Here is an 18,064-nt window from a genome sequence, read left to right as displayed (position 1 = left end):
CCCCGCGCAGGCGGGGACCGAGGCCAGCCCCGCAACGCGGGGCTTTGTCTTTTCAGCGCAGGTCGAAGGTCGCCAGCTTGCGCGCGACCGCCACGTTCTTCAGCGTCGCGTAGACCGGCAAGCCCTCCTTGTACTTCGGGTAGTCCTCGCCGCGGATCAGCGGGCGCAGGTAGCGCTTGCATTCCTCCGTGATGCCGAAGCCGTCGGGCGTGATGTAGTGGCGCGGCATGAACTTCTCGACGTTTGCCACGTCGGTGAGCTGCGCCATCCCGAAGCGGTAGCGGTACGGCTTGTCGCTGACGCGCTCGATCGTGGGCATCACCGCGTTGTGGCCCGCCAGCGCGAGCTTCACCGCGGCGGCGCCGACCTCGTACGCCTGCCGCGCATCGGTCGTGGAGGCGATGTGGCGCGCGGCGCGCTGCAGGTAGTCGGCCACGGCCCAATGGAACTTGTGGCCCAGCGCATGCCGGATCATGCGGGCCACCACGGGTGCCGCGCCGCCCAGCTGCTCGTGCCCGAAGGCGTCGCGAGGGCCCTGCTGCGCGAGGAAACGGCCGTCGGCGTGGTGCGCGCCCTCGGACACCACCACCGTGCAGAAGCCGTGCCGCGCCACGAGTTCCTCCACGCGCGCCAGGAAGCGCTCCTCCTCGAACGGGATCTCGGGGAACAGCACCACCACCGGCACCCCGTGGTCCTCGACCAGGCCGCCGGCCGCCGCGATCCAGCCCGCATGCCGCCCCATCACTTCGAGCACGAACACCTTGGTGGAGGTGCGCGCCATGGAGCGCACGTCGAGCGAGGCTTCCAGCGCGGACACCGCCACGTACTTGGCCACCGAGCCGAAGCCGGGGCAGCAGTCGGTCAGGGGCAGGTCGTTGTCCACGGTCTTCGGGATGTGGATCGCCTGGATCGGGTAGCCCATGGACTCGGCGAGCTGGCTCACCTTCAGGCAGGTGTCGGCCGAATCGCCGCCGCCGTTGTAGAAGAAGAAGCCGATGTCGTGCGCATCGAACACCTCGATCAGGCGCTGGTATTCGCGGTGGTGGCTCTCCAGCGACTTGAGCTTGTAGCGGCAGGACCCGAAGGCGCCCCCGGGCGTGTTGCGCAGCTGCGCGATCGCCGCGGCGGATTCCTTGCCGGTGTCGATCAGGTCCTCGGTGAGGGCGCCGATGATGCCGTCGCGCCCCGCGAACACCCGGCCGATGCGGTCGCGGTTGGCGCGGGCGGTCTCGATCACGCCGCAGGCCGATGCATTGATGACGGCGGTGACTCCGCCGGACTGCGCGTAGAAGGCGTTCTTGCGGGCCATGGTCCGAGATCATGGCGGCTTCCGGCCCGCAAAGGAAGGCCTTACAGCTCGGCGCCTTCCACCAGGAAGCGCACGCGCCGGGCGCCCTGCCACTCGTCGGCCTCCAGCCGGAAGGCGATCTTCACCTTCGCCGGCAGCGGCTGCGTGTGGCCGAACCAGATCGCATCGACCGGCTGGCCCTGGTGCCGCAGCTTGAGCGACAGGTGCTTTTCGCCCACCAGTTTCTGCGACACGACCTCGACTTCCTCGCTGAACACCGGCGGCGCGAAGCCCTGGCCCCAGACCTCGCCGTGCAGCGCGTCGACCAGGTCCGGCCGGCAGTATTCGCGCGCCAGCGGCCCGTCGGTGTGCAGCCGCCGCAGCAGCGTGGCCGTGTCCAGCCACTCCTGCGCCACCTGTGCCAGGGCCTGCTCGAACACGTCCAGGTGCTCCTCGGCGACGGCGCAGCCGGCGGCCATGGCATGGCCGCCGAAGCGCAGCAGCACGCCCGGATGCCGCTTGGCGACGAGGTCCAGCGCATCGCGCAGGTGGAAGCCGGGGATGGAGCGGCCCGAGCCCTTGAGCTCGTGCTCGCGCCCGGGCGCCTGGCTGGCGGCGAACACGAAGGTCGGCCGGTGCAGCTTGTCCTTGATGCGCGAGGCCACGATGCCGACCACGCCCTCGTGGAAATCGGGATCGAACACGCAGATGGCGGGCGGCGGATCCTCGCCTTCCTCGAACAGCGCCTCGGCCAGCGCGATCGCCTGCTCGCGCATGTCGCCCTCGATCTCGCGCCGCTCGCGGTTGATCGCGTCGAGCGCGCGCGCCAGTTCGTCGCCGCGTGCCGCATCGTCGGTGAGCAGGCACTCGATGCCGATCGTCATGTCGGCCAGCCGGCCCGCGGCATTGATGCGCGGGCCCAGCGCGAAGCCGAAGTCGAAGGTGGTGGCCGTCTCGGGCTTGCGCGCCGCCACCGCGAACAGGCTCGCCAGCCCGCAGGGCAGGGCGCCCGCGCGGATGCGGCGCAATCCCTGCGCGACCAGCCGGCGGTTGTTGGCATCGAGCTTGACGACGTCGGCGACGGTGCCCAATGCCACCAGCGGCAGCAGCGCATCGAGCCGGGGCTGGTTGCGGTCGTCGAACACGCCGCGCGCGCGCAGCTCCGCCCGCAGGGCGAGCAGCACGTAGAACATCACGCCGACGCCGGCGATGGACTTGCTCTCGAAGCCGCAGCCCGGCTGGTTCGGGTTGACGATCAGCGCACCCTCCGGCAGCACGGCGCCGGGCAGGTGGTGGTCGGTCACCAGCACCTGCAGGCCCAGTTCGCGCGCGGTGGCCACGCCCTCGATGCTGGCGATGCCGTTGTCCACCGTGAGCAGCACGTGCGCCCCGCTGGCCTTGACGCGCTGAGCGATCGCCGAAGTGAGGCCGTAGCCGTCGACGACGCGGTCCGGCACCAGGTACGTGACGTCGCGCGCGCCGAGCAGGCGCAGGCCGCGCACGCCCACGGCGCAGGCGGTGGCGCCGTCGCAGTCGTAGTCGGCCACGATGCAGATGCGCTGGCCGGCGGCGATGGCCTCCGCCAGCAGCACGGCGGCTTCGGTGGCGCCCTTGAGCGTGTCGGGTGCCAGCAGCCTGGCCAGGCCGTTGTCCAGTTCCTCGCGGGCCAGCACGCCGCGCGCGGCATACAGGCGCGCGAGCAGCGGGTGGATGCCGGCCTGCTCCAGCGCCCACGCGGCGCGCGGCGGGACGTCGCGGGCGATGATCTTCACAGGCCCTCCAGCAGGTCGGCGACCGTGGGGCTGCCGAACCAGCCGGCCATGCGGCGCCAGCCCGAGGCGCCCGCCGAAGTCCACGTGCGCGCGCTGGATTCGCCGCACAGCGTGACGCGCACCGGCGTGCCGCGCTCCGCCTCGGCGTTGAGCCTCGCGCCGTCGCGCGCGTCGAGCTGCTGCCACGCCTCGGCCCACGCGTGCCAGTCGCCCAGCAGGGCGGCGTCGCGCAGGTAGGGCGTGACCTGCAGGCCCGGTGCAGGATGGAAGGCCTCGCCCGCAGGCAGCGCGCCCGTGCCGCTGATCCAGAAGGAATTGACGGGCAGCAGGCCGCCGCGCTGGCGCTCGTCGTTCAGCGGCAGCGTGTAGAGCAGCATCTGCATTTCCTGCTGCAGCCGCCGCACCGGCCCGGCGTCCGGCCCGCCGGGCATCCAGGCATTGGCGATGCCGCGGCCGATCACGCGATCGAGCGAGGCGCTCGGCAGGCCGCGGAAGACGTCGCCGCGCGCCAGCCAGCGCAGCGGCGCGTCGTAGCCGAGCGCGATGCCGTCCTCGGCGAAGTAGGGCTGCATGGCCGCCAGCAGCGCCTGCGAATCGTCGCCATCGAGCTGCAGCTCCTGCGGATGCACCATGTCGATGTGGTCCTGCCCCACGCGCCAGTGCGAGGGCGTGATCCAGGCCCAGCCGGTGCTGCCGGCATCCCCGCCCGCCTGCTGCACCTGCATGGCGGCCATCGGAACGAGGCCATCCGCCGGTTGCAGGCCATGCGCGCGCGCCACCGCACGCTCGTGCGGCGTGGAGAGGCTGTCGGGATCGCCCTCGTCGGTGCCCTCCACGACCAGGCGCTGGAGCAGCTTGCGGAACTGGGGCAGGGCGAGGCCGCGCAGGGCCTCGCGGCAGGGTTGCGCCCGGCAATGGGCGAAGGGAACGAGCAAGTGGACTCCGTCTGACACAGCCGTATTGTCGGGGATGCCACAATGCCGGCCGATGCAACACTTTGTCTGAACGAGCGAATGGCGCTTCCTTACGAGCTCGTGCTGGGTTGGCGCTACACCCGCGCCGGCCGCGCCACGCGGCGCAACGGCTTCATCTCCTTCATCTCCGGCGTCTCGATGCTCGGGATCTCGCTGGGCGTGGCGGCGCTGATCATCGTGCTGTCCGTGATGAACGGCTTCCAGAAGGAAGTGCGCGACCGGATGCTCAGCGTGGTGTCGCACGTGGAGGTGTACGGCCCCGGCGGCGGCGTGCTGCCGGACGTGAACCGCACGCTGGCCGAAGTGCGGCGCAACCCCGAGGTGATCGGCGCCGCGCCCTTCATCGCCACGCAGTCGCTGATCGCCCGCGGCGAGGACATGCGCGGCGCGATCGTGCGCGGCATCGACCCGAAACTCGAATCGCAGGTCACGGACCTCGCGGCCGCCACCACGCAGGGCGCGCTGGACAAGCTGGTGCCGGGCCAGTTCGGCATCGTGCTGGGCGCGGAGCTGGCGCGCAACCTGGGCGTGCGCGACGGCGATGCCGTGACGCTGATCGCGCCCGGCGGCCAGGTCACGCCCGCCGGCGTGGTGCCGCGCCTGAAGCAGATGACGGTGGTCGGCACCTTCGATTCCGGCCATTTCGAATACGACAGCGGGCTGGTGCTGCTGCACATCGACGACGCGGCGCGCATCTTCCGCCTCGAGGGGCCGACCGGCATCCGCCTGAAGCTGCGCGACCTCAATCGCGCGCGCGAGGTGGCGGCGCAGCTCACCACCTCTCTCTCCGGCGAGTTCCTGGTGCGCGACTGGACGCGGCAGAACCGCACCTGGTTCGCGGCGGTGCAGCTCGAAAAGCGCATGATGTTCATCATCCTCACGCTGATCGTCGCGGTGGCGGCGTTCAACCTCGTGAGCACGCTGGTGATGACGGTGACGGACAAGCGCGCCGACATCGCGATCCTGCGCACGCTGGGCGCGAGCCCGGCCAGCATCATGGGGATCTTCGTCGTGCAGGGCGCGGCGGTGGGCGTGATCGGCACGCTGGCCGGGCTGCTGCTCGGGCTGGCCGTGGCGGTGAACATCGAGACGATCGTGCCGGCGCTGGAGCACGCGCTCAACGCCAGCTTCCTGCCCAAGGACATCTACCTGATCAGCCGCATGCCCAGCGACCCGCAGGCCAACGACATCCTGCCGATCGCGCTGATCTCGCTGGTGCTCGCCTTCGTGGCCACGCTGTATCCGAGCTGGCGCGCCAGCCGCGTCAACCCGGCGGAGGCCCTGCGCTATGAATGACGTCGCGATGCCGCATGCCGCGCTGGCCGAGGTGGAACCGCACCAGGGCGTGGTGCTCGCGTGCCAGGGGCTGACCAAGCGCTTCTCCGAAGGCGGGCTGGACGTCGAGGTGCTCAAGGGCGTGGACCTGGAGGTGCACGCGGGCGAGACGCTCGCCATCGTCGGCGCTTCCGGCTCGGGCAAGAGCACGCTGTTGCACGTGGTGGGCGGGCTCGATGCGCCCACCAGCGGCAAGGTGCAGTTGATGGGGCGCGAGCTGTCCTCGCTCGATCCGGCCACGCAGGGCCGGCTGCGCAACCAGCACCTGGGCTTCGTCTACCAGTTCCATCACCTGCTGCCGGAATTCAGCGCGCTGGACAACGTGGGCATGCCGCTGCGCATCCGCCGCCTGCCGGTGGAGCAGGTGCACCAGCAGGCCGCGGAGATGCTCACTGCGGTGGGGCTGAAGGAGCGGATGAAGCACCGGCCGTCCGAACTCTCGGGCGGCGAGCGCCAGCGCGTGGCGATCGCGCGGGCGCTGGTCGCGCATCCGGCCTGCGTGCTGGCCGACGAGCCGACCGGCAACCTCGACCGCGGCACGGCGGACGTGGTGTTCGCGCTGATGCTGCGGCTGGCGCGCGAGCGCGGCACGGCCTTCGTGATGGTCACGCACGACGAGTCGCTGGCGGCGCGCTGCGGGCGGATGCTGCGGCTGACGTCGGGGGTGCTGGGCGAGGGGTAACTGCACGGCGTGCACGTCGTGCACGTCGTGGGCGTTCGTGCGCGTCGGGTACCGGCCCGTAGGCTGGCGGTGACCGCGCGCAACGCGCGCCGGAACCCCAGCGCTTCGCGCATCGCTGGGGTTTCGCTGCGCTCCACCACCAGCCTACGCGCCGGCGCCCCCGCGACCCACGCGACCCGTCGCCCACGCGACCCGTCGCCCACGCGACCCGTCGCCCACGCGACCCGTCGCCCACGCGACCCGTCGCCCGCGAGACCCGTCGCCCACGCGACCCGTCGCCCGCGAGACCCGTCGCCCACGAAACCCGTCGCCCACGAAACCCCGCGCCCATGAGACCCCGCGCCCAACCCCGCGCCCACGCCGTCCCATGAAAAAGGGGCGCAGCGCGCCCCTTCCCCGCCCCGTGGCGCCGCCTACAGGATCCGGTTGAACCACACCAGCGACAGCCCCGCCGACAGCAGCGCCAGGCACGCCGCGGCCATCGCGAACAGTGCCGAGATCTCGGTTTCCTTCTTCTCGACGGTCAGCTTGGAGCTCAGGGCCTCGTAGACCTTGCGCAGGTCATGCGCCGTGCCGGCATAGAAGTACTCGGCCGAGGTCTTGTTGGCGATCTGCTTGAGCGTGTCCTCGTCCAGGCGCACCCGCATGGACCAGCCCTCGAAGCCGATCGTCTCGCCGTCCACCGTGCCGATGCCGACCGTGTAGACGCGCACGCCGCGCTCGGCCGCCATCTTGGCCGCGTCGATCGGGTCCACGCCCGTGGTGCGCTGGCCGTCGGTCAGCATGATGATCGCGGCGGAGGGATACGAGCCCGGCGCCACCGGCTGGAACTCCTTCTTGCCCTTCTTCTCGTTGTCGATCGAGAAGCCGCGCTGGCGCTCGCGCCCGCTCTGCATCGATTCGAGGTCGATGCCCTGGTCGGGGAACAGCGTGGCCAGCGAGATCACGATCGCGTTGCCGGTCGCGGTGGCGCGCTGCAGCTGGAAGCGGTCGATGGCGGTGACCAGGTCCTCGCGGTTGGTGGTCGGCAGCTGCGCGACCTGCGCCGAGCCCGCGAAGGCGACGATGCCCACCTTCACGTGCCGCGGCAGCTCGCCGATGAAGGCCTTGGCGGCGTTCTGCGCCGCCACCAGCCGGTTCGGTTGCACGTCGGTGGCCCGCATGCTGCCCGACACGTCCATGGCCAGGATGATGGTCTGCTGGTTGGACGGCAGCGTGACCACCGCCACCGGGCGCGATGCCGCGAGCACCAGCGCCGCCATGGACAGCAGGAACAGCGCCGGCGGCACGTGGCGCCGCATCTGCTGCCCGCGCCCCATGGCCTCCTTCACGAAGGTCAGCGACGCATAGCGCACCGCCATCTTCTTCTTGCGGCGCAGCAGCAGCAGGTACAGCCCGACCAGCACCGGCAGGGCCAGCAGCAGCCAGAGGTTCTGGGGCCAGAGGAATTGCATGGCGGGTCTCCGGAATCAGGCGACGCGCTTGAGGTGCGCGGGCAGGCTGCCAGCCGCCAGCTGGCTGCGGCGCTTGCGCATCTCGATGAAGCGCACGATGGCGTCGACGAGGTCGGCGTCGGTGGACAGTTCCAGGGCGTCGACGCTGGCGCGCGTGAGCGCCTCGCGCAGCTCCGACTCGCGCTGCGCGGCGATGCGGGCGAAGCGCTTGCGAAAGCCCGCGTCGTGCGTGTCCACCACCACCTGCTCGCCGGTTTCGGCGTCGCGCAGGGTGAGCAGGCCGAGGTCCGGCAGGTTCAGCTCCAGCGGGTCGAGCACGCGCACGGCGACCACTTCGTGCCGCTGCGCGAGCTGCGCCAGCGGCTTTTCCCAGCCGGGCTCGCTGATGAAGTCGGAGACCACGTAGATGGTCGAGCGGCGCTTGATCAGGCTGGCGGCGGAGGACAGCAGGTCCTTCAGGCGCGTGACCTGGCCTTCGACGTGCGGCGGCCGGTCCAGCATCTTGTGCAGCAGGTGCAGCACGTGGCGGCGGCCGTTGCGGGTGGGGATCACCGTGTCGACGCCGCTGCCATAGAGCATGGCGCCCACGCGGTTGCCGTGGCGGGTGAGCAGGCGCGCCAGCACGGCGACGAATTCGGCCGAGACGTTGCGCTTGCGCAGTTCGCTGGAGCCGAAGTCGACCGAGGGGCTCAGGTCCATCAGGAACCAGGCGGACATCTCGCGGTCCTCGGTGAACACGCGCACGTAGGGCGCCTGCATGCGCGCCGTCACGTTCCAGTCGATGTGGCGCACGTCGTCGTGCAGCTGGTATTCGCGCAGGTCCGCCAGGTCCAGCCCCGTGCCGCGCAGCAGGGTGCGGTAGTCGCCCTGCAGCAGGCCGTCGAGGCGGCGGATCACCTTCCATTCGAGGCGGCGCAGCACGTGCTCCGCGTGGTGCGCGGGCACGGCGGCGGACGCCGGGGATTCCGGCGCCGTGTCGCGGGTCTTACGCCACCAGCTTTTCATGTTCCAGCGGCTTGGCCGGCGGCGGGATCTTGGCCATGATCTTCTGCACCACGGCGTCGGAGCTCAGGCCTTCGGACAGCGCCTCGTACGACAGCACCACGCGGTGGCGCAGCACGTCCGGCACCAGGTCGGTCATGTCCTCCGGCAGCGCGTAGCCGCGGCCGCGCAGCATGGCGAGCGCGCGGGCGCCCTCGGTGAGGTTGATGGTCGCGCGCGGGCTGGCGCCGTAGGTGATGAAGCGCGAGAGTTCCTTCAGGCCGTGGCGCTCCGGCGTGCGGGTGGCCGAGACCAGCTTCACCGCGTACTGCACCAGCGAGGGATCGACGTAGACCTGGCGGCATTCGCGCTGCAGCTGCGCGAGCTGGTCGGTGGTGGCGACGGCCGCCACGTCCACCGCCGGGCCGGTCACGCGCTGCACGATCACGAATTCCTCGTCGTCGGTGGGGTAGTCCACCAGCACCTTCATCATGAAGCGGTCGACCTGGGCTTCGGGCAGCGGATAGGTGCCCTCGGTCTCGATCGGGTTCTGCGTCGCCATCACGAGGAAGGGGCTGGGCACCTTATGCGTCTCGCCGGCGATCGTGACCTGCCGCTCCTGCATCACTTCCAGCAGGGCGCTCTGCACCTTGGCGGGCGCGCGGTTGATTTCGTCGGCCAGCAGCAGGTTGGCGAACACCGGGCCCAGCGAGGTGGCGAATTCGCCGGTCTTCTGGTTGTAGATGCGCGTGCCCACCAGGTCCGCCGGCACGAGGTCGGGCGTGAACTGGATGCGCTTGAACTGGCCGCGCATGGTGTTGGCCAGCGTCTTGACCGTCAGCGTCTTGGCCAGACCCGGCACGCCTTCGACCAGCAGGTGGCCCTGGGCCAGCATGGCGACCATCACCCGTTCCAGGAACCTGTCCTGCCCGACGACGACGCGCTTGACCTCGTACAGGATCTGTTCCATCAATTGCGCGGTGGCGCTGTCGGTGCGGGCGGTGGTGGTGTCCATGAAACCTCGGTGACTCGAAAGGAAAAGACGGCCGTCAGAACGGCGGCAGCCCGGCGGCGGTGGCGGCGTTCTCGATCGGCACGGCGAAGCCGATGCCGATGAACGTCCGCGCGGAAGTGGGGTTGAGGATGGCGGTGACGATGCCCACCACTTCACCATCCATCGTGACCAGCGGGCCCCCGGAGTTGCCCGGGTTGGCGGCGGCGTCGAACTGGATCAGGTTCTTCATTTCCTGCTTGCCCTCGGGCGAGCGGAACACGCGGCCGAGGCCGGAGACCACGCCGCCGGAGGCCGAGGGGCCGATGCCGAACGGGAAGCCCACGGCCAGCACCTTGTCGCCGGGGCCGAGGTCGCTGGTGGAGCGCATGGTGGCGGCGATCAGGTCGTCGGGGATCTTGCTGGCCTGCAGCACGGCGAGGTCGTTCTCCGCCTGCACGCCCGTGATGGTGGCATCGGCTTCCAGGCCGTCGTAGAAGATCACCCGCACGTGGTCGGCGCCGTGCACCACGTGCAGGTTGGTGAGGATCACGCCCTTGTCGATGATGACGACGCCGGTGCCCACGCCGTTCTCGACTTCGTCGCTGTCGCCCGTCTGGTCGGTGGTGGCGGGGCCGAGCGGCTTGGGCTTGGCGGTCTTCGTCGCCAGCTTGCTCTCGGTGTCCTTCAGGCGGCTCTTCTTCACGTAGCTCACGACGCGCACCACGGCCGGCCGGATGTTGTCGTAGGCCCGCGCGTACTCCGACGGCATGACCTGCGTCTCCATCGTCTTGAGGACGGCGGCGTTGATGTCTTCCTGCGTGAGCTTGCGCGGCATCGGCCGCAGCGCGAGGCTCAGCGCCAGCGCGATCCCGAGCAGCAGGATGGCGGCCCACAGGAGCGCGGGACTGGAGGGGGAGAAGGCGAGCCGGAATCTGCGGGGGGGCGCCGCAGCCGGCACCGGCTGTGGCTCGGCACCGCCGAGGGACGCGCCGGTTTGATCGGCCGCCGCGGGGCGGGCAGGGCGGCTGGAACTGTAAAGGGCTGGCCTGCGCATCCGTGATCCTTGGGCTGTCCTGAGAGACTCCGCGGGCCACGCCGTTGCAGCCCTGGCGATGACGCACGGTATCACGCTTTTCCGGGCTCTGCACGGCTTGCGCGATGATCCATGCCGAATGTGGAAACCCCTTATATGTGGATAGATACGCACTGCCATCTCGACGCCGGCGAGTTCGCTGCAGACACCGACGCGGTGCGCCAGCGCGCGCGCGCTGGCGGCGTGCAGCACTGCGTGTTGCCGGCGGTGCTGCCCGCCAACTTTGATGCAGTGCGGGAACTCGCGCACCGGCATGGCGACAGCTACGCGCTGGGCATCCACCCGCTGTGCACGGGCACGGCCGCCGACGAGGATCTCGCGGTGCTCGACCGGGCCCTCGCCGCCGCGCGCGACGACCCGCGCCTGGTCGCCGTGGGGGAGATCGGCCTGGACTACTTCGCTCCCGGCCTCGACCCCGCGCGGCAGGAATATTTCTATCGCGAGCAGTTGCAGCTGGCCCGAAGCCACGGCCTGCCGGTGCTGCTGCACGTGCGCCGTTCCGCCGACCAGCTGCTGCGCCAGTTGCGGCGCATCCCGGCCACCGGGATCGCCCATGCGTTCAACGGCAGCCTGCAGCAGGCGCGCGAATTCGTGAAGCTCGGCTTGCGGCTCGGCTTCGGCGGCACCGTGACGTACGAGCGGGCGCTGCAGATCCGCCGGCTGGCCCGCGAGCTGCCGGGCGAGGCGCTGGTGCTGGAAACGGATGCGCCGGACATCCCGCCGCGCTGGCTCTACCGCACCGCGGAAGAACGCGCCGCGGGTGCGGTCCAGGGCCGCAACGAACCGGGGGAACTGCCTGCCATCGGTGCCGTGCTGGCGCAGCTGCGCGGCATGCCGGTGCAGGAGCTGGCGGCGCTCACCACGCGCAATGCCTGCGAGGCGCTGCCCCGCCTGCGTGCGTTGGTCAGGCCTTAGGCGCCTCGGCGATCGGCTTGGCCTTCTGCGCCATCCAGGCGAGCTGGGTCTGGAGCTCGTTCTGCAGGCACTGCAGGTGATGCAGCTCGGCGACGGCGCGCGTGACGGCCACCTCGAGCTCGTGCCGGCAGTCGATCGCGTGCAGCAGTTCGGCCGGCTCCGGGTGCTGCGTGGCGCAGCCTTCGAGCAGGGCCTGCAGGCGGTGCTGCAGCTTCAGGCTGGCGGGCCGCACCTCCTCGTGCAGCAGGTTGCACAGGGCGCCGCGGTGCGCCTGGACCTGGTCCCCCAGGCTGCGCGCCGAGCGCGCCGCGCCGCACAGGCCCTGCACCAGGTGCAGCTTGTCCTCGATCGCCTCGCCCCGGCGGCCGAGCTCCTGCAGGGCGCGCTGCGAGACTTCCGCGGTGGCCGCCGCCCGGCGCACGCCCAGCTCCAGTTCCATGTCGCGCAACCACAGCAGCCCCTGGCGCACCCGCTTGTCGATGGAGCGCGACTCCATCAGCAGTTCCGCCCACAGCAGGCGCGTGACGGCGGCATCGGCGGCATGGCGGCCGACGAAATGCAGCCCGAGGGTGGCCATCCGCCTGGCGGCGGTGCCGAGGGAGCCGGCCTGGCGCTGGAACTCGGCCACCGGAAAGGCGCGGCCGCGGGCCGGCAGGAAGTCGACCGCCGCGCTCGCGTCCTGCAGCGCGTGCAGCGCGCGGTCCAGTTCGCGCAGGTCCCAGGTCGCCTCGGCGTTCTGCAGCCGCTCGCGCACGCTGCCCAGGCGCGGCACGCGCCTGCCGGCCAGGCCCTGGAGCACCTGGTGGGCGGCGGCCGCGAGCGACGAGGCCGAACGCGTCGGCGTGGCGATCGAGCTGGCGGCGGCGCGCAAGGCCGCGGTGCGGCTGACACGCCGCAGCGGATCGGGCGCAGCGAAGGGCTTGCCGGGCCCGGTGGGCGTGAGGAATTCGGTCATCGATGGACAGGGGAAACCCGCATGCGAATCATTCTGGAGCCGCCGGTCCGAGGGCCCAGTGACATACCTCACGTGACCCCGCCGCACGTTGCACGGGGGCCGCGGCCGCGCGACGGCCGGGGCCCTGCCGGTCGCGAACGGTGCAGGAGTGTCGCGGGCACGCCCATGCCGGGCCCGGATAATCCAGCGCCGTGGCACCCGCAGCGAACCCGCAACTCCCCGAAGTCAATTTCTCCGACCAGGGCGACATCCGATACCTTCATCTCGGCACCGAATGGATCCAGGGCTCCATGCGGCTGGACGAGCCCTTCGACATCGACCTGGAATACGTGCAGCGCATGATGGCCTGGCTGCTGTTCACGGACCCGCAGGCGGTGGCGAAGCGCCATGCGATGCAGCTCGGGCTGGGCGCCGCGGCGCTCACCAAGTTCTGCCACCGCAAGCTGCGCATGAAGACCACGGCGATCGAGCTGAACCCGCAGGTGATCGCGGCCTGCCGGCTGTGGTTCAAGCTGCCGAAGGACGACACGCGGCTGTCCGTGATCCTCGGCGACGCCGCCGAAGTGGTGGCGCACGGGCACTGGCGCGGCCAGGTCGACGCGCTGCAGGTGGACCTGTACGACCACGAGGCGGCCGCCCCGGTCCTGGACAGCGAGGCGTTCTACCGCGATTGCCGCAGCCTGCTGACCGAGGATGGCTGCATGACGGTCAACCTGTTCGGGCGTTCCTCCAGCTACGAGCGCAGCCTCGAGCGCATCCAGGCCGCCTTCGGCGACGACGCCGTCTGGGCGTTCCGGCCGACCCGCGAGGGCAACACCGTGGTGCTGGCGCTGCGCGAGCCGGTGCACCCCAAGCGCGGCGAACTGGCCCTGCGCGCCGACGTGATCGAGTCGCGCTGGGGGTTGCCGGCGCGCAAGTGGCTGCGGGTGTTCAAGCCGGTCTTGTAGAAACCGAAGTCCGAACGCAAGAACCGAACAGCCGGACGCAGAGGACGCAGAGGACGCCAAGGGTACGCAGAGGACGCAAAAGAAGATTTCAAATTTCATGTCTTTTTTGCGTCCTCTGCGTCCTCTTTGCGTCCTCTGCGTCCGGCTGTTCGGTTTTCTCGGGCCTCGTTCGCGCCCGGTACCATGGAGGCCATGACCGCGCACCCGAAGGTGAAGATCTCCGCCCGCACGCCGCCGCGCGGCCCGCTGCACTGGCAGCAGATGGTGGAGTGGCTCAGCGAGGACGCCGTGATCTCGCCCGAGGAGGCGCGGCGCACGATCGCGCGCTGCTCGCAGGCGGAAAGCGCCCAGCATCCGCTGGTGCGGCTGGCCGCCGTGGCGATGACGCGCGCCTCCGACGGCAAGCCGCTGGACCTGGAGGCGCTGACGCAGTACCTCGCCTCCCGCGCGCAGATGGACTACCTGCGCATCGACCCGCTGAAGGTGGACGTGGCCAAGGTCGCGGACACCATGAGCGCCGCTTATGCCGAGCGGCATCGCGTGCTCCCGGTGCAGGTCACGGCCAACGAAGTGGTGGTCGCCACCGCGGAGCCCTTCGTCTCCGACTGGGTCGACGAGGTCGAGCGGCAGGCGCGCCGCAGCGTGCGCAGGGTGGTCGCCAACCCGCAGGAGATCCTGCGCTACACCGCGGAGTTCTTCGCCCTGGCCAAGTCCGTGCGCGCGGCGCAGCGCGCCGGCGGCAACGCCGGGGCCGCCAGCTTCGAGCAGCTGGTCGAACTGGGCAAGTCGAACAAGCAGCTCGATGCCAACGACCAGGGCGTGGTGCAGGTGGTCGACTGGCTGTGGCAGTACGCCTTCGACCAGCGCGCCAGCGACATCCACCTGGAGCCGCGCCGCGAGCAGGGCGTGATCCGCTTCCGCATCGACGGCGTGCTGCATCCGGTCTACCAGATGCCGCCCGCCGTGCTCAACGCGATGACGGCGCGCATCAAGCTGCTCGGTCGCATGGACGTGGTGGAGAAGCGCCGCCCGCAGGACGGCCGCATCAAGACCCGCAACCCCCGCGGCGACGAGGTGGAGATGCGCCTGTCGACGCTGCCCACCGCCTTCGGCGAGAAGATGGTGATGCGGATCTTCGACCCCGACACCACGGTGAAGGACCTCGACGCGCTGGGCTTCTCGCCGCACGACGCGCAGCGCTGGGAGGCGCTGGTCAAGCGCGCGCACGGCATCATCCTGGTGACCGGCCCCACCGGCTCGGGCAAGACGACCACCCTCTATTCGACGCTCAAGCGCATCGCGACCGAGGAGGTCAACGTGAGCACGGTGGAGGACCCGATCGAGATGATCGAGCCCGCCTTCAACCAGACGCAGGTGCAGACGCAGCTCGAATTCGGCTTCGCGGAAGGGCTGCGCGCGCTGATGCGGCAGGACCCCGACATCATCATGGTGGGCGAGATCCGCGACCTCACCACCGCCGAAATGGCGGTGCAGGCCGCGCTCACCGGCCACCTGGTGTTCTCGACGCTGCACACCAACGACGCGCCTTCGGCCGTCACGCGGATGATGGAACTGGGCGTGCCCGCCTACCTGATCAACGCGACGCTGATCGGCGTGCTCGCCCAGCGGCTGGTGCGCACGCTGTGCAAGCAGTGCCGCACCCCCGATACCGAGACGCCCCGCGCGGCGCTCGACGACGTGGTCAAGCCGTGGAAGATCACCGGCAGCTGGCAGCCCTACCGGCCGGTGGGCTGCGTCGACTGCCGCATGACCGGCTTCCTGGGGCGCATGGGCCTGTACGAACTCCTGACCGTCAGCGAGGCCTTCAAGGACCAGGTGGCGCGCGACCCCTCCATGCACGCGCTGCGCCGCCAGGGCGTCGCCGATGGCATGCGCCCACTGCGCCTGGCCGGCGCGCTGCGCGTGGCCGAGGGCCTGACCACGATCGAGGAAGTGCTGACGGCGACACCGTCGCCTGAGTGACACGAAGGCCGCCCGCGCCGCTCGGGAGTCAGTGTCCCGTAGGGTAACCGGATGTAGGTGATACCCACATCGGTCGAGGTGGCTGTATCCCCCACAATCCAGCCGGTCGCAAATCCAGTCTCAGGAGACAACATGAGAATCAAGAGCCAAAAGGATTTCTGGTCCGGGCTCATGTTCATGGGCACGGGCGTCGCATTCGCCTGGGGTGCCACGAACTACACGATCGGCGAAGGCGCCCGCATGGGCCCCGGTTATTTCCCGCTGATGCTGGGCATCCTGCTCACGCTGATCGGCGTGTTCATCACGTTCGAAGCGCTCGTGGTCGAGACGGAAGACGGTGAACCGATCGGCAAGTGGGCGTGGAAGCCGCTCGGCTTCATCATCGGCGCCAACCTGCTGTTCGGCATCCTGCTCGCCGGCCTGCCCAAGATCGGCCTGCCCGCCATGGGCCTGATCGTCGCCATCTACGCGCTGACCTTCGTGGCCAGCCTGGCGGGCGAGGAGCACAACACCAAGGAAGTCGCGGTGCTCGCCACCATCCTGGCGATCGGCAGCTACCTGGCCTTCATCGTCCTGCTCAAGCTGCAGTTCCCGGTGTGGCCCAGCTTCATCAGCGGCTGAGAGGAAGAACAACATGGATCTCTTTAGCAACCTCGCGCTCGGCTTCGGCGTCGCCTTCACGCCGATCAACCTGCTGTACGCCTTCATCGGCTGCCTGCTCGGCACGCTGATCGGCGTGCTCCCCGGCATCGGCCCCGTGGCGACCATCGCCATGCTGCTGCCCGCCACCTACGCGCTGCCGCCCGTGTCGGCGCTGATCATGCTGGCCGGCATCTACTACGGCGCGCAGTACGGTGGCTCCACCACCGCCATCCTGGTGAACCTGCCGGGCGAATCGTCCTCGGTGGTAACGGTGATCGACGGCTACCAGATGGCCCGCCAGGGCCGCGCGGGCCCGGCACTCGCCGCCGCGGGCCTGGGCTCCTTCTTCGCCGGCTGCGTGGGCACGCTGATCCTGGCCGCCTTCGCCGCGCCGCTGACGGAAGTGGCCTTCAAGTTCGGGCCGGCCGAATATTTCTCGCTGATGGTGCTGGGCCTGATCGGCGCCGTGGTGCTGGCCTCCGGCTCCCTGGTCAAGGCGATCGCGATGATCGTGCTGGGCCTGCTGCTGGGCCTCGTGGGCACCGACGTGAACTCCGGCGTGGCGCGCTTTTCCTTCGACATCCCGGAACTCACCGACGGCATCGGCTTCATCACCATCGCCATGGGCGTGTTCGGCTACGGCGAGATCATCAGCAACCTGGGCAAGAGCGAGGAGCACCGCGAGGTGTTCACGGCCAAGGTGCAGGGCCTGATGCCCACCGCGCAGGACTTCAAGCGCATGCTGCCGGCGGTGCTGCGCGGCACCGCGCTCGGTTGCGCGCTGGGCATCCTGCCCGGGGGCGGCGCGCTCCTGTCGGCTTTCGCCGCCTACACCATCGAGAAGAAGACCAAGCTGCAGCCCGGCGAGGTCCCCTTCGGCAAGGGCAACATCCGCGGCGTGGCGGCGCCCGAGGCGGCCAACAACGCCGGTGCGCAGACCTCCTTCATCCCGCTGCTGACGCTGGGCATCCCGCCCAACGCGGTGATGGCGCTGATGGTGGGTGCGATGACCATCCACAACATCCAGCCGGGCCCGCAGGTCATGACCAGCAACCCCGAACTGTTCTGGGGCCTGATTGCCTCGATGTGGATCGGCAACGCCATGCTGGTGATCCTGAACCTGCCGCTGATCGGCATGTGGATCAAGCTGCTGACGGTGCCCTATCGCTGGCTGTTCCCGTCCATCGTGCTGTTCTGCGCGATCGGCGTGTACTCCACGAACAACAACGTGTTCGACATCTGGATGGTCGCGATCTTCGGCGTGATCGGTTATCTGTTCATCAAGCTCGGGTGCGAGCCGGCGCCGTTGCTGCTCGGTTTCATCCTGGGCCCGATGATGGAGGAGAACCTGCGCCGCGCGTTGCTGCTGTCGCGCGGCGACTGGAGCGTGCTGGTCACGCGGCCGCTGTCCGCCGGCCTGCTGGCGGCCGCCCTGCTGCTGGTGATCATCGTGGCGCTGCCCGCGGTGAAGAGCAAGCGCGAGGAAGCCTTCGTCGAAGACTGACGGCACCCGGGCATGGCAAGAACGGCCCCTCGGGGCCGTTCTTTTTTTCACCCTTACAGCCCGGCTGACGCTAGCATGCGGGCCATCGTGCGCACCTCGACCGTCTCCTTCCTGTTCCTCCCGATCCTCGTCCTGCTCGCGGTCTGGGCGTGGTTGACCGACTTCGTGACGATCCAGGGCGAGTCGACCATCTACACCGTGAGCTGCCGCAACGGCGAGTGGCGCGGCGAGACCTGCACCGGGCAGCTCGCGCGGGCGGACCGCTTCCGCTTCCGCGCCTTGCCGCGGCGGCAGGAGGTGCTGTTCTGGACCCTCGGCAAGGCGGAGCCGTCCGGCCGCTTCACCGGCTGCCAGGTCCAGGATGGCCGCAACTGGATCTGCCCGCCCGGCGCCGATGCGTCGCGGACGATCACGCTGTCGCTGGTGCGCGGCAAGGCGATGCACGACGCGACCGGTCGCACGCAGGGTTTCCGCGCCGTGGCCAAGTGGCGCTGGATCCTGATCGGATGGGGCGTGGCCCTGGGCCGTTCGGCGGACTACTGAAG

At 70.1% G+C, this 18,064-nt stretch carries 16 protein-coding genes; 8 read left to right on the top strand and 8 right to left on the bottom strand.

The window, feature by feature from the left end; translation table 11 throughout:
- Positions 1-52: 52 nt before the first annotated feature.
- Genes WG923_RS19200 through WG923_RS19190 form a run of 3 tightly spaced genes read right to left on the bottom strand, consistent with a single transcriptional unit; the run spans position 53 to position 3,995 of the window.
- On the bottom strand, positions 53-1,309 hold the full coding sequence (locus WG923_RS19200) for a 6-phosphofructokinase (RefSeq protein WP_340352595.1): 1,257 nt from the start codon (positions 1,307-1,309) through the stop codon (positions 53-55).
- A gap of 41 nt (positions 1,310-1,350) precedes the next feature.
- Positions 1,351-3,060, bottom strand: coding sequence for a single-stranded-DNA-specific exonuclease RecJ (gene recJ / locus WG923_RS19195; RefSeq protein ID WP_340352594.1), 1,710 nt, complete (start codon positions 3,058-3,060; stop codon positions 1,351-1,353).
- A complete protein-coding gene (locus WG923_RS19190) occupies positions 3,057-3,995 on the bottom strand; it encodes a phosphoglycerate mutase (RefSeq protein WP_340352593.1) in 939 nt (312 codons plus the stop codon). The genes recJ and WG923_RS19190 overlap by 4 nt, the downstream gene beginning before the upstream one ends.
- Positions 3,996-4,073: 78 nt before the next feature.
- Between WG923_RS19190 and WG923_RS19185 the strand changes: the two genes are divergently transcribed.
- Together WG923_RS19185 and lolD are read left to right on the top strand one after the other, a co-directional pair.
- Positions 4,074-5,330 carry a lipoprotein-releasing ABC transporter permease subunit gene (locus tag WG923_RS19185; RefSeq protein WP_340352592.1) on the top strand — a complete coding sequence of 419 codons (1,257 nt, stop codon included), beginning with the start codon at positions 4,074-4,076 and terminating at the stop codon, positions 5,328-5,330.
- Positions 5,323-6,051 (top strand): lipoprotein-releasing ABC transporter ATP-binding protein LolD, encoded by a 729-nt coding sequence (gene lolD, locus WG923_RS19180; RefSeq protein ID WP_445322949.1) that lies wholly within the window; start codon positions 5,323-5,325, stop codon positions 6,049-6,051. Before WG923_RS19185 ends, lolD begins: the two co-directional genes overlap by 8 nt.
- Positions 6,052-6,464: 413 nt before the next feature.
- Here lolD and WG923_RS19175 read toward each other — a convergent pair whose 3' ends face one another.
- The 4 genes from WG923_RS19175 to WG923_RS19160 are packed head-to-tail and all read right to left on the bottom strand — an operon-like array spanning position 6,465 to position 10,534.
- Positions 6,465-7,505 (bottom strand): VWA domain-containing protein, encoded by a 1,041-nt coding sequence (locus WG923_RS19175; protein ID WP_340352591.1) that lies wholly within the window; start codon positions 7,503-7,505, stop codon positions 6,465-6,467.
- Between the two features lie 15 nt (positions 7,506-7,520).
- Positions 7,521-8,510 (bottom strand): DUF58 domain-containing protein, encoded by a 990-nt coding sequence (locus WG923_RS19170; RefSeq protein WP_340352590.1) that lies wholly within the window; start codon positions 8,508-8,510, stop codon positions 7,521-7,523.
- On the bottom strand, positions 8,491-9,501 hold the full coding sequence (locus WG923_RS19165) for an AAA family ATPase (RefSeq protein ID WP_340352589.1): 1,011 nt from the start codon (positions 9,499-9,501) through the stop codon (positions 8,491-8,493). Before WG923_RS19165 ends, WG923_RS19170 begins: the two co-directional genes overlap by 20 nt.
- A gap of 34 nt (positions 9,502-9,535) precedes the next feature.
- Positions 9,536-10,534, bottom strand: coding sequence for a S1C family serine protease (locus WG923_RS19160; RefSeq protein WP_340352588.1), 999 nt, complete (start codon positions 10,532-10,534; stop codon positions 9,536-9,538).
- Positions 10,535-10,645: 111 nt separating this feature from the next.
- Between WG923_RS19160 and WG923_RS19155 the strand changes: the two genes are divergently transcribed.
- Positions 10,646-11,488 (top strand): TatD family hydrolase, encoded by an 843-nt coding sequence (locus WG923_RS19155; RefSeq protein WP_340352587.1) that lies wholly within the window; start codon positions 10,646-10,648, stop codon positions 11,486-11,488.
- On the opposite strand, the gene WG923_RS19150 is transcribed toward WG923_RS19155, so the two are convergent.
- Complete coding sequence (locus tag WG923_RS19150) at positions 11,478-12,443, bottom strand: hypothetical protein (protein WP_340352586.1); 966 nt, start codon at positions 12,441-12,443, stop codon at positions 11,478-11,480. The two genes, WG923_RS19155 and WG923_RS19150, sit on opposite strands and share 11 nt — an antisense overlap.
- Positions 12,444-12,634: 191 nt before the next feature.
- Between WG923_RS19150 and WG923_RS19145 the strand changes: the two genes are divergently transcribed.
- From WG923_RS19145 to WG923_RS19125, 5 genes are all read left to right on the top strand, one after another.
- Positions 12,635-13,390 (top strand): spermine/spermidine synthase domain-containing protein, encoded by a 756-nt coding sequence (locus WG923_RS19145; RefSeq protein ID WP_340352585.1) that lies wholly within the window; start codon positions 12,635-12,637, stop codon positions 13,388-13,390.
- Positions 13,391-13,582: 192 nt separating this feature from the next.
- Positions 13,583-15,373, top strand: coding sequence for a GspE/PulE family protein (locus tag WG923_RS19140; protein ID WP_340352584.1), 1,791 nt, complete (start codon positions 13,583-13,585; stop codon positions 15,371-15,373).
- Between the two features lie 132 nt (positions 15,374-15,505).
- Positions 15,506-15,994, top strand: a complete 489-nt coding sequence (locus WG923_RS19135) for a tripartite tricarboxylate transporter TctB family protein (protein ID WP_340352583.1) — start codon at positions 15,506-15,508, stop codon at positions 15,992-15,994.
- A gap of 13 nt (positions 15,995-16,007) precedes the next feature.
- Complete coding sequence (locus WG923_RS19130; protein ID WP_340352582.1) at positions 16,008-17,519, top strand: tripartite tricarboxylate transporter permease; 1,512 nt, start codon at positions 16,008-16,010, stop codon at positions 17,517-17,519.
- 87 nt (positions 17,520-17,606) lie between these two features.
- Positions 17,607-18,062, top strand: a complete 456-nt coding sequence (locus WG923_RS19125; protein ID WP_340352581.1) for a hypothetical protein — start codon at positions 17,607-17,609, stop codon at positions 18,060-18,062.
- Positions 18,063-18,064 lie beyond the last annotated feature (2 nt).

It is taken from the genome of Ramlibacter sp. AN1133 (assembly GCF_037890035.1).
GTDB lineage: Bacteria > Pseudomonadota > Gammaproteobacteria > Burkholderiales > Burkholderiaceae_C > Ramlibacter.
The sequence above is the reverse complement of the archived record's forward strand: the minus strand, read 5'-3'. Positions and strand labels throughout refer to the sequence as shown.

Bases quoted from the DNA above. Each gene is read 5' to 3' on its own strand.
- WG923_RS19130 (WP_340352582.1), top strand. From the start codon at position 16,008: ATGGATCTCTTTAGCAACCTCGCGCTCGGCTTCGGCGTCGCCTTCACG.
- WG923_RS19135 (WP_340352583.1), top strand. From the start codon at position 15,506: ATGAGAATCAAGAGCCAAAAGGATTTCTGGTCCGGGCTCATGTTCATG.
- WG923_RS19170 (WP_340352590.1), bottom strand. From the start codon at position 8,510: ATGAAAAGCTGGTGGCGTAAGACCCGCGACACGGCGCCGGAATCCCCG.
- WG923_RS19200 (WP_340352595.1), bottom strand. From the start codon at position 1,309: ATGGCCCGCAAGAACGCCTTCTACGCGCAGTCCGGCGGAGTCACCGCC.
- WG923_RS19155 (WP_340352587.1), top strand. From the start codon at position 10,646: ATGCCGAATGTGGAAACCCCTTATATGTGGATAGATACGCACTGCCAT.
- WG923_RS19160 (WP_340352588.1), bottom strand. From the start codon at position 10,534: ATGCGCAGGCCAGCCCTTTACAGTTCCAGCCGCCCTGCCCGCCCCGCG.
- WG923_RS19165 (WP_340352589.1), bottom strand. From the start codon at position 9,501: ATGGACACCACCACCGCCCGCACCGACAGCGCCACCGCGCAATTGATG.
- WG923_RS19140 (WP_340352584.1), top strand. From the start codon at position 13,583: ATGACCGCGCACCCGAAGGTGAAGATCTCCGCCCGCACGCCGCCGCGC.
- WG923_RS19185 (WP_340352592.1), top strand. From the start codon at position 4,074: ATGGCGCTTCCTTACGAGCTCGTGCTGGGTTGGCGCTACACCCGCGCC.
- lolD (WP_445322949.1), top strand. From the start codon at position 5,323: ATGAATGACGTCGCGATGCCGCATGCCGCGCTGGCCGAGGTGGAACCG.
- WG923_RS19150 (WP_340352586.1), bottom strand. From the start codon at position 12,443: ATGACCGAATTCCTCACGCCCACCGGGCCCGGCAAGCCCTTCGCTGCG.
- WG923_RS19175 (WP_340352591.1), bottom strand. From the start codon at position 7,505: ATGCAATTCCTCTGGCCCCAGAACCTCTGGCTGCTGCTGGCCCTGCCG.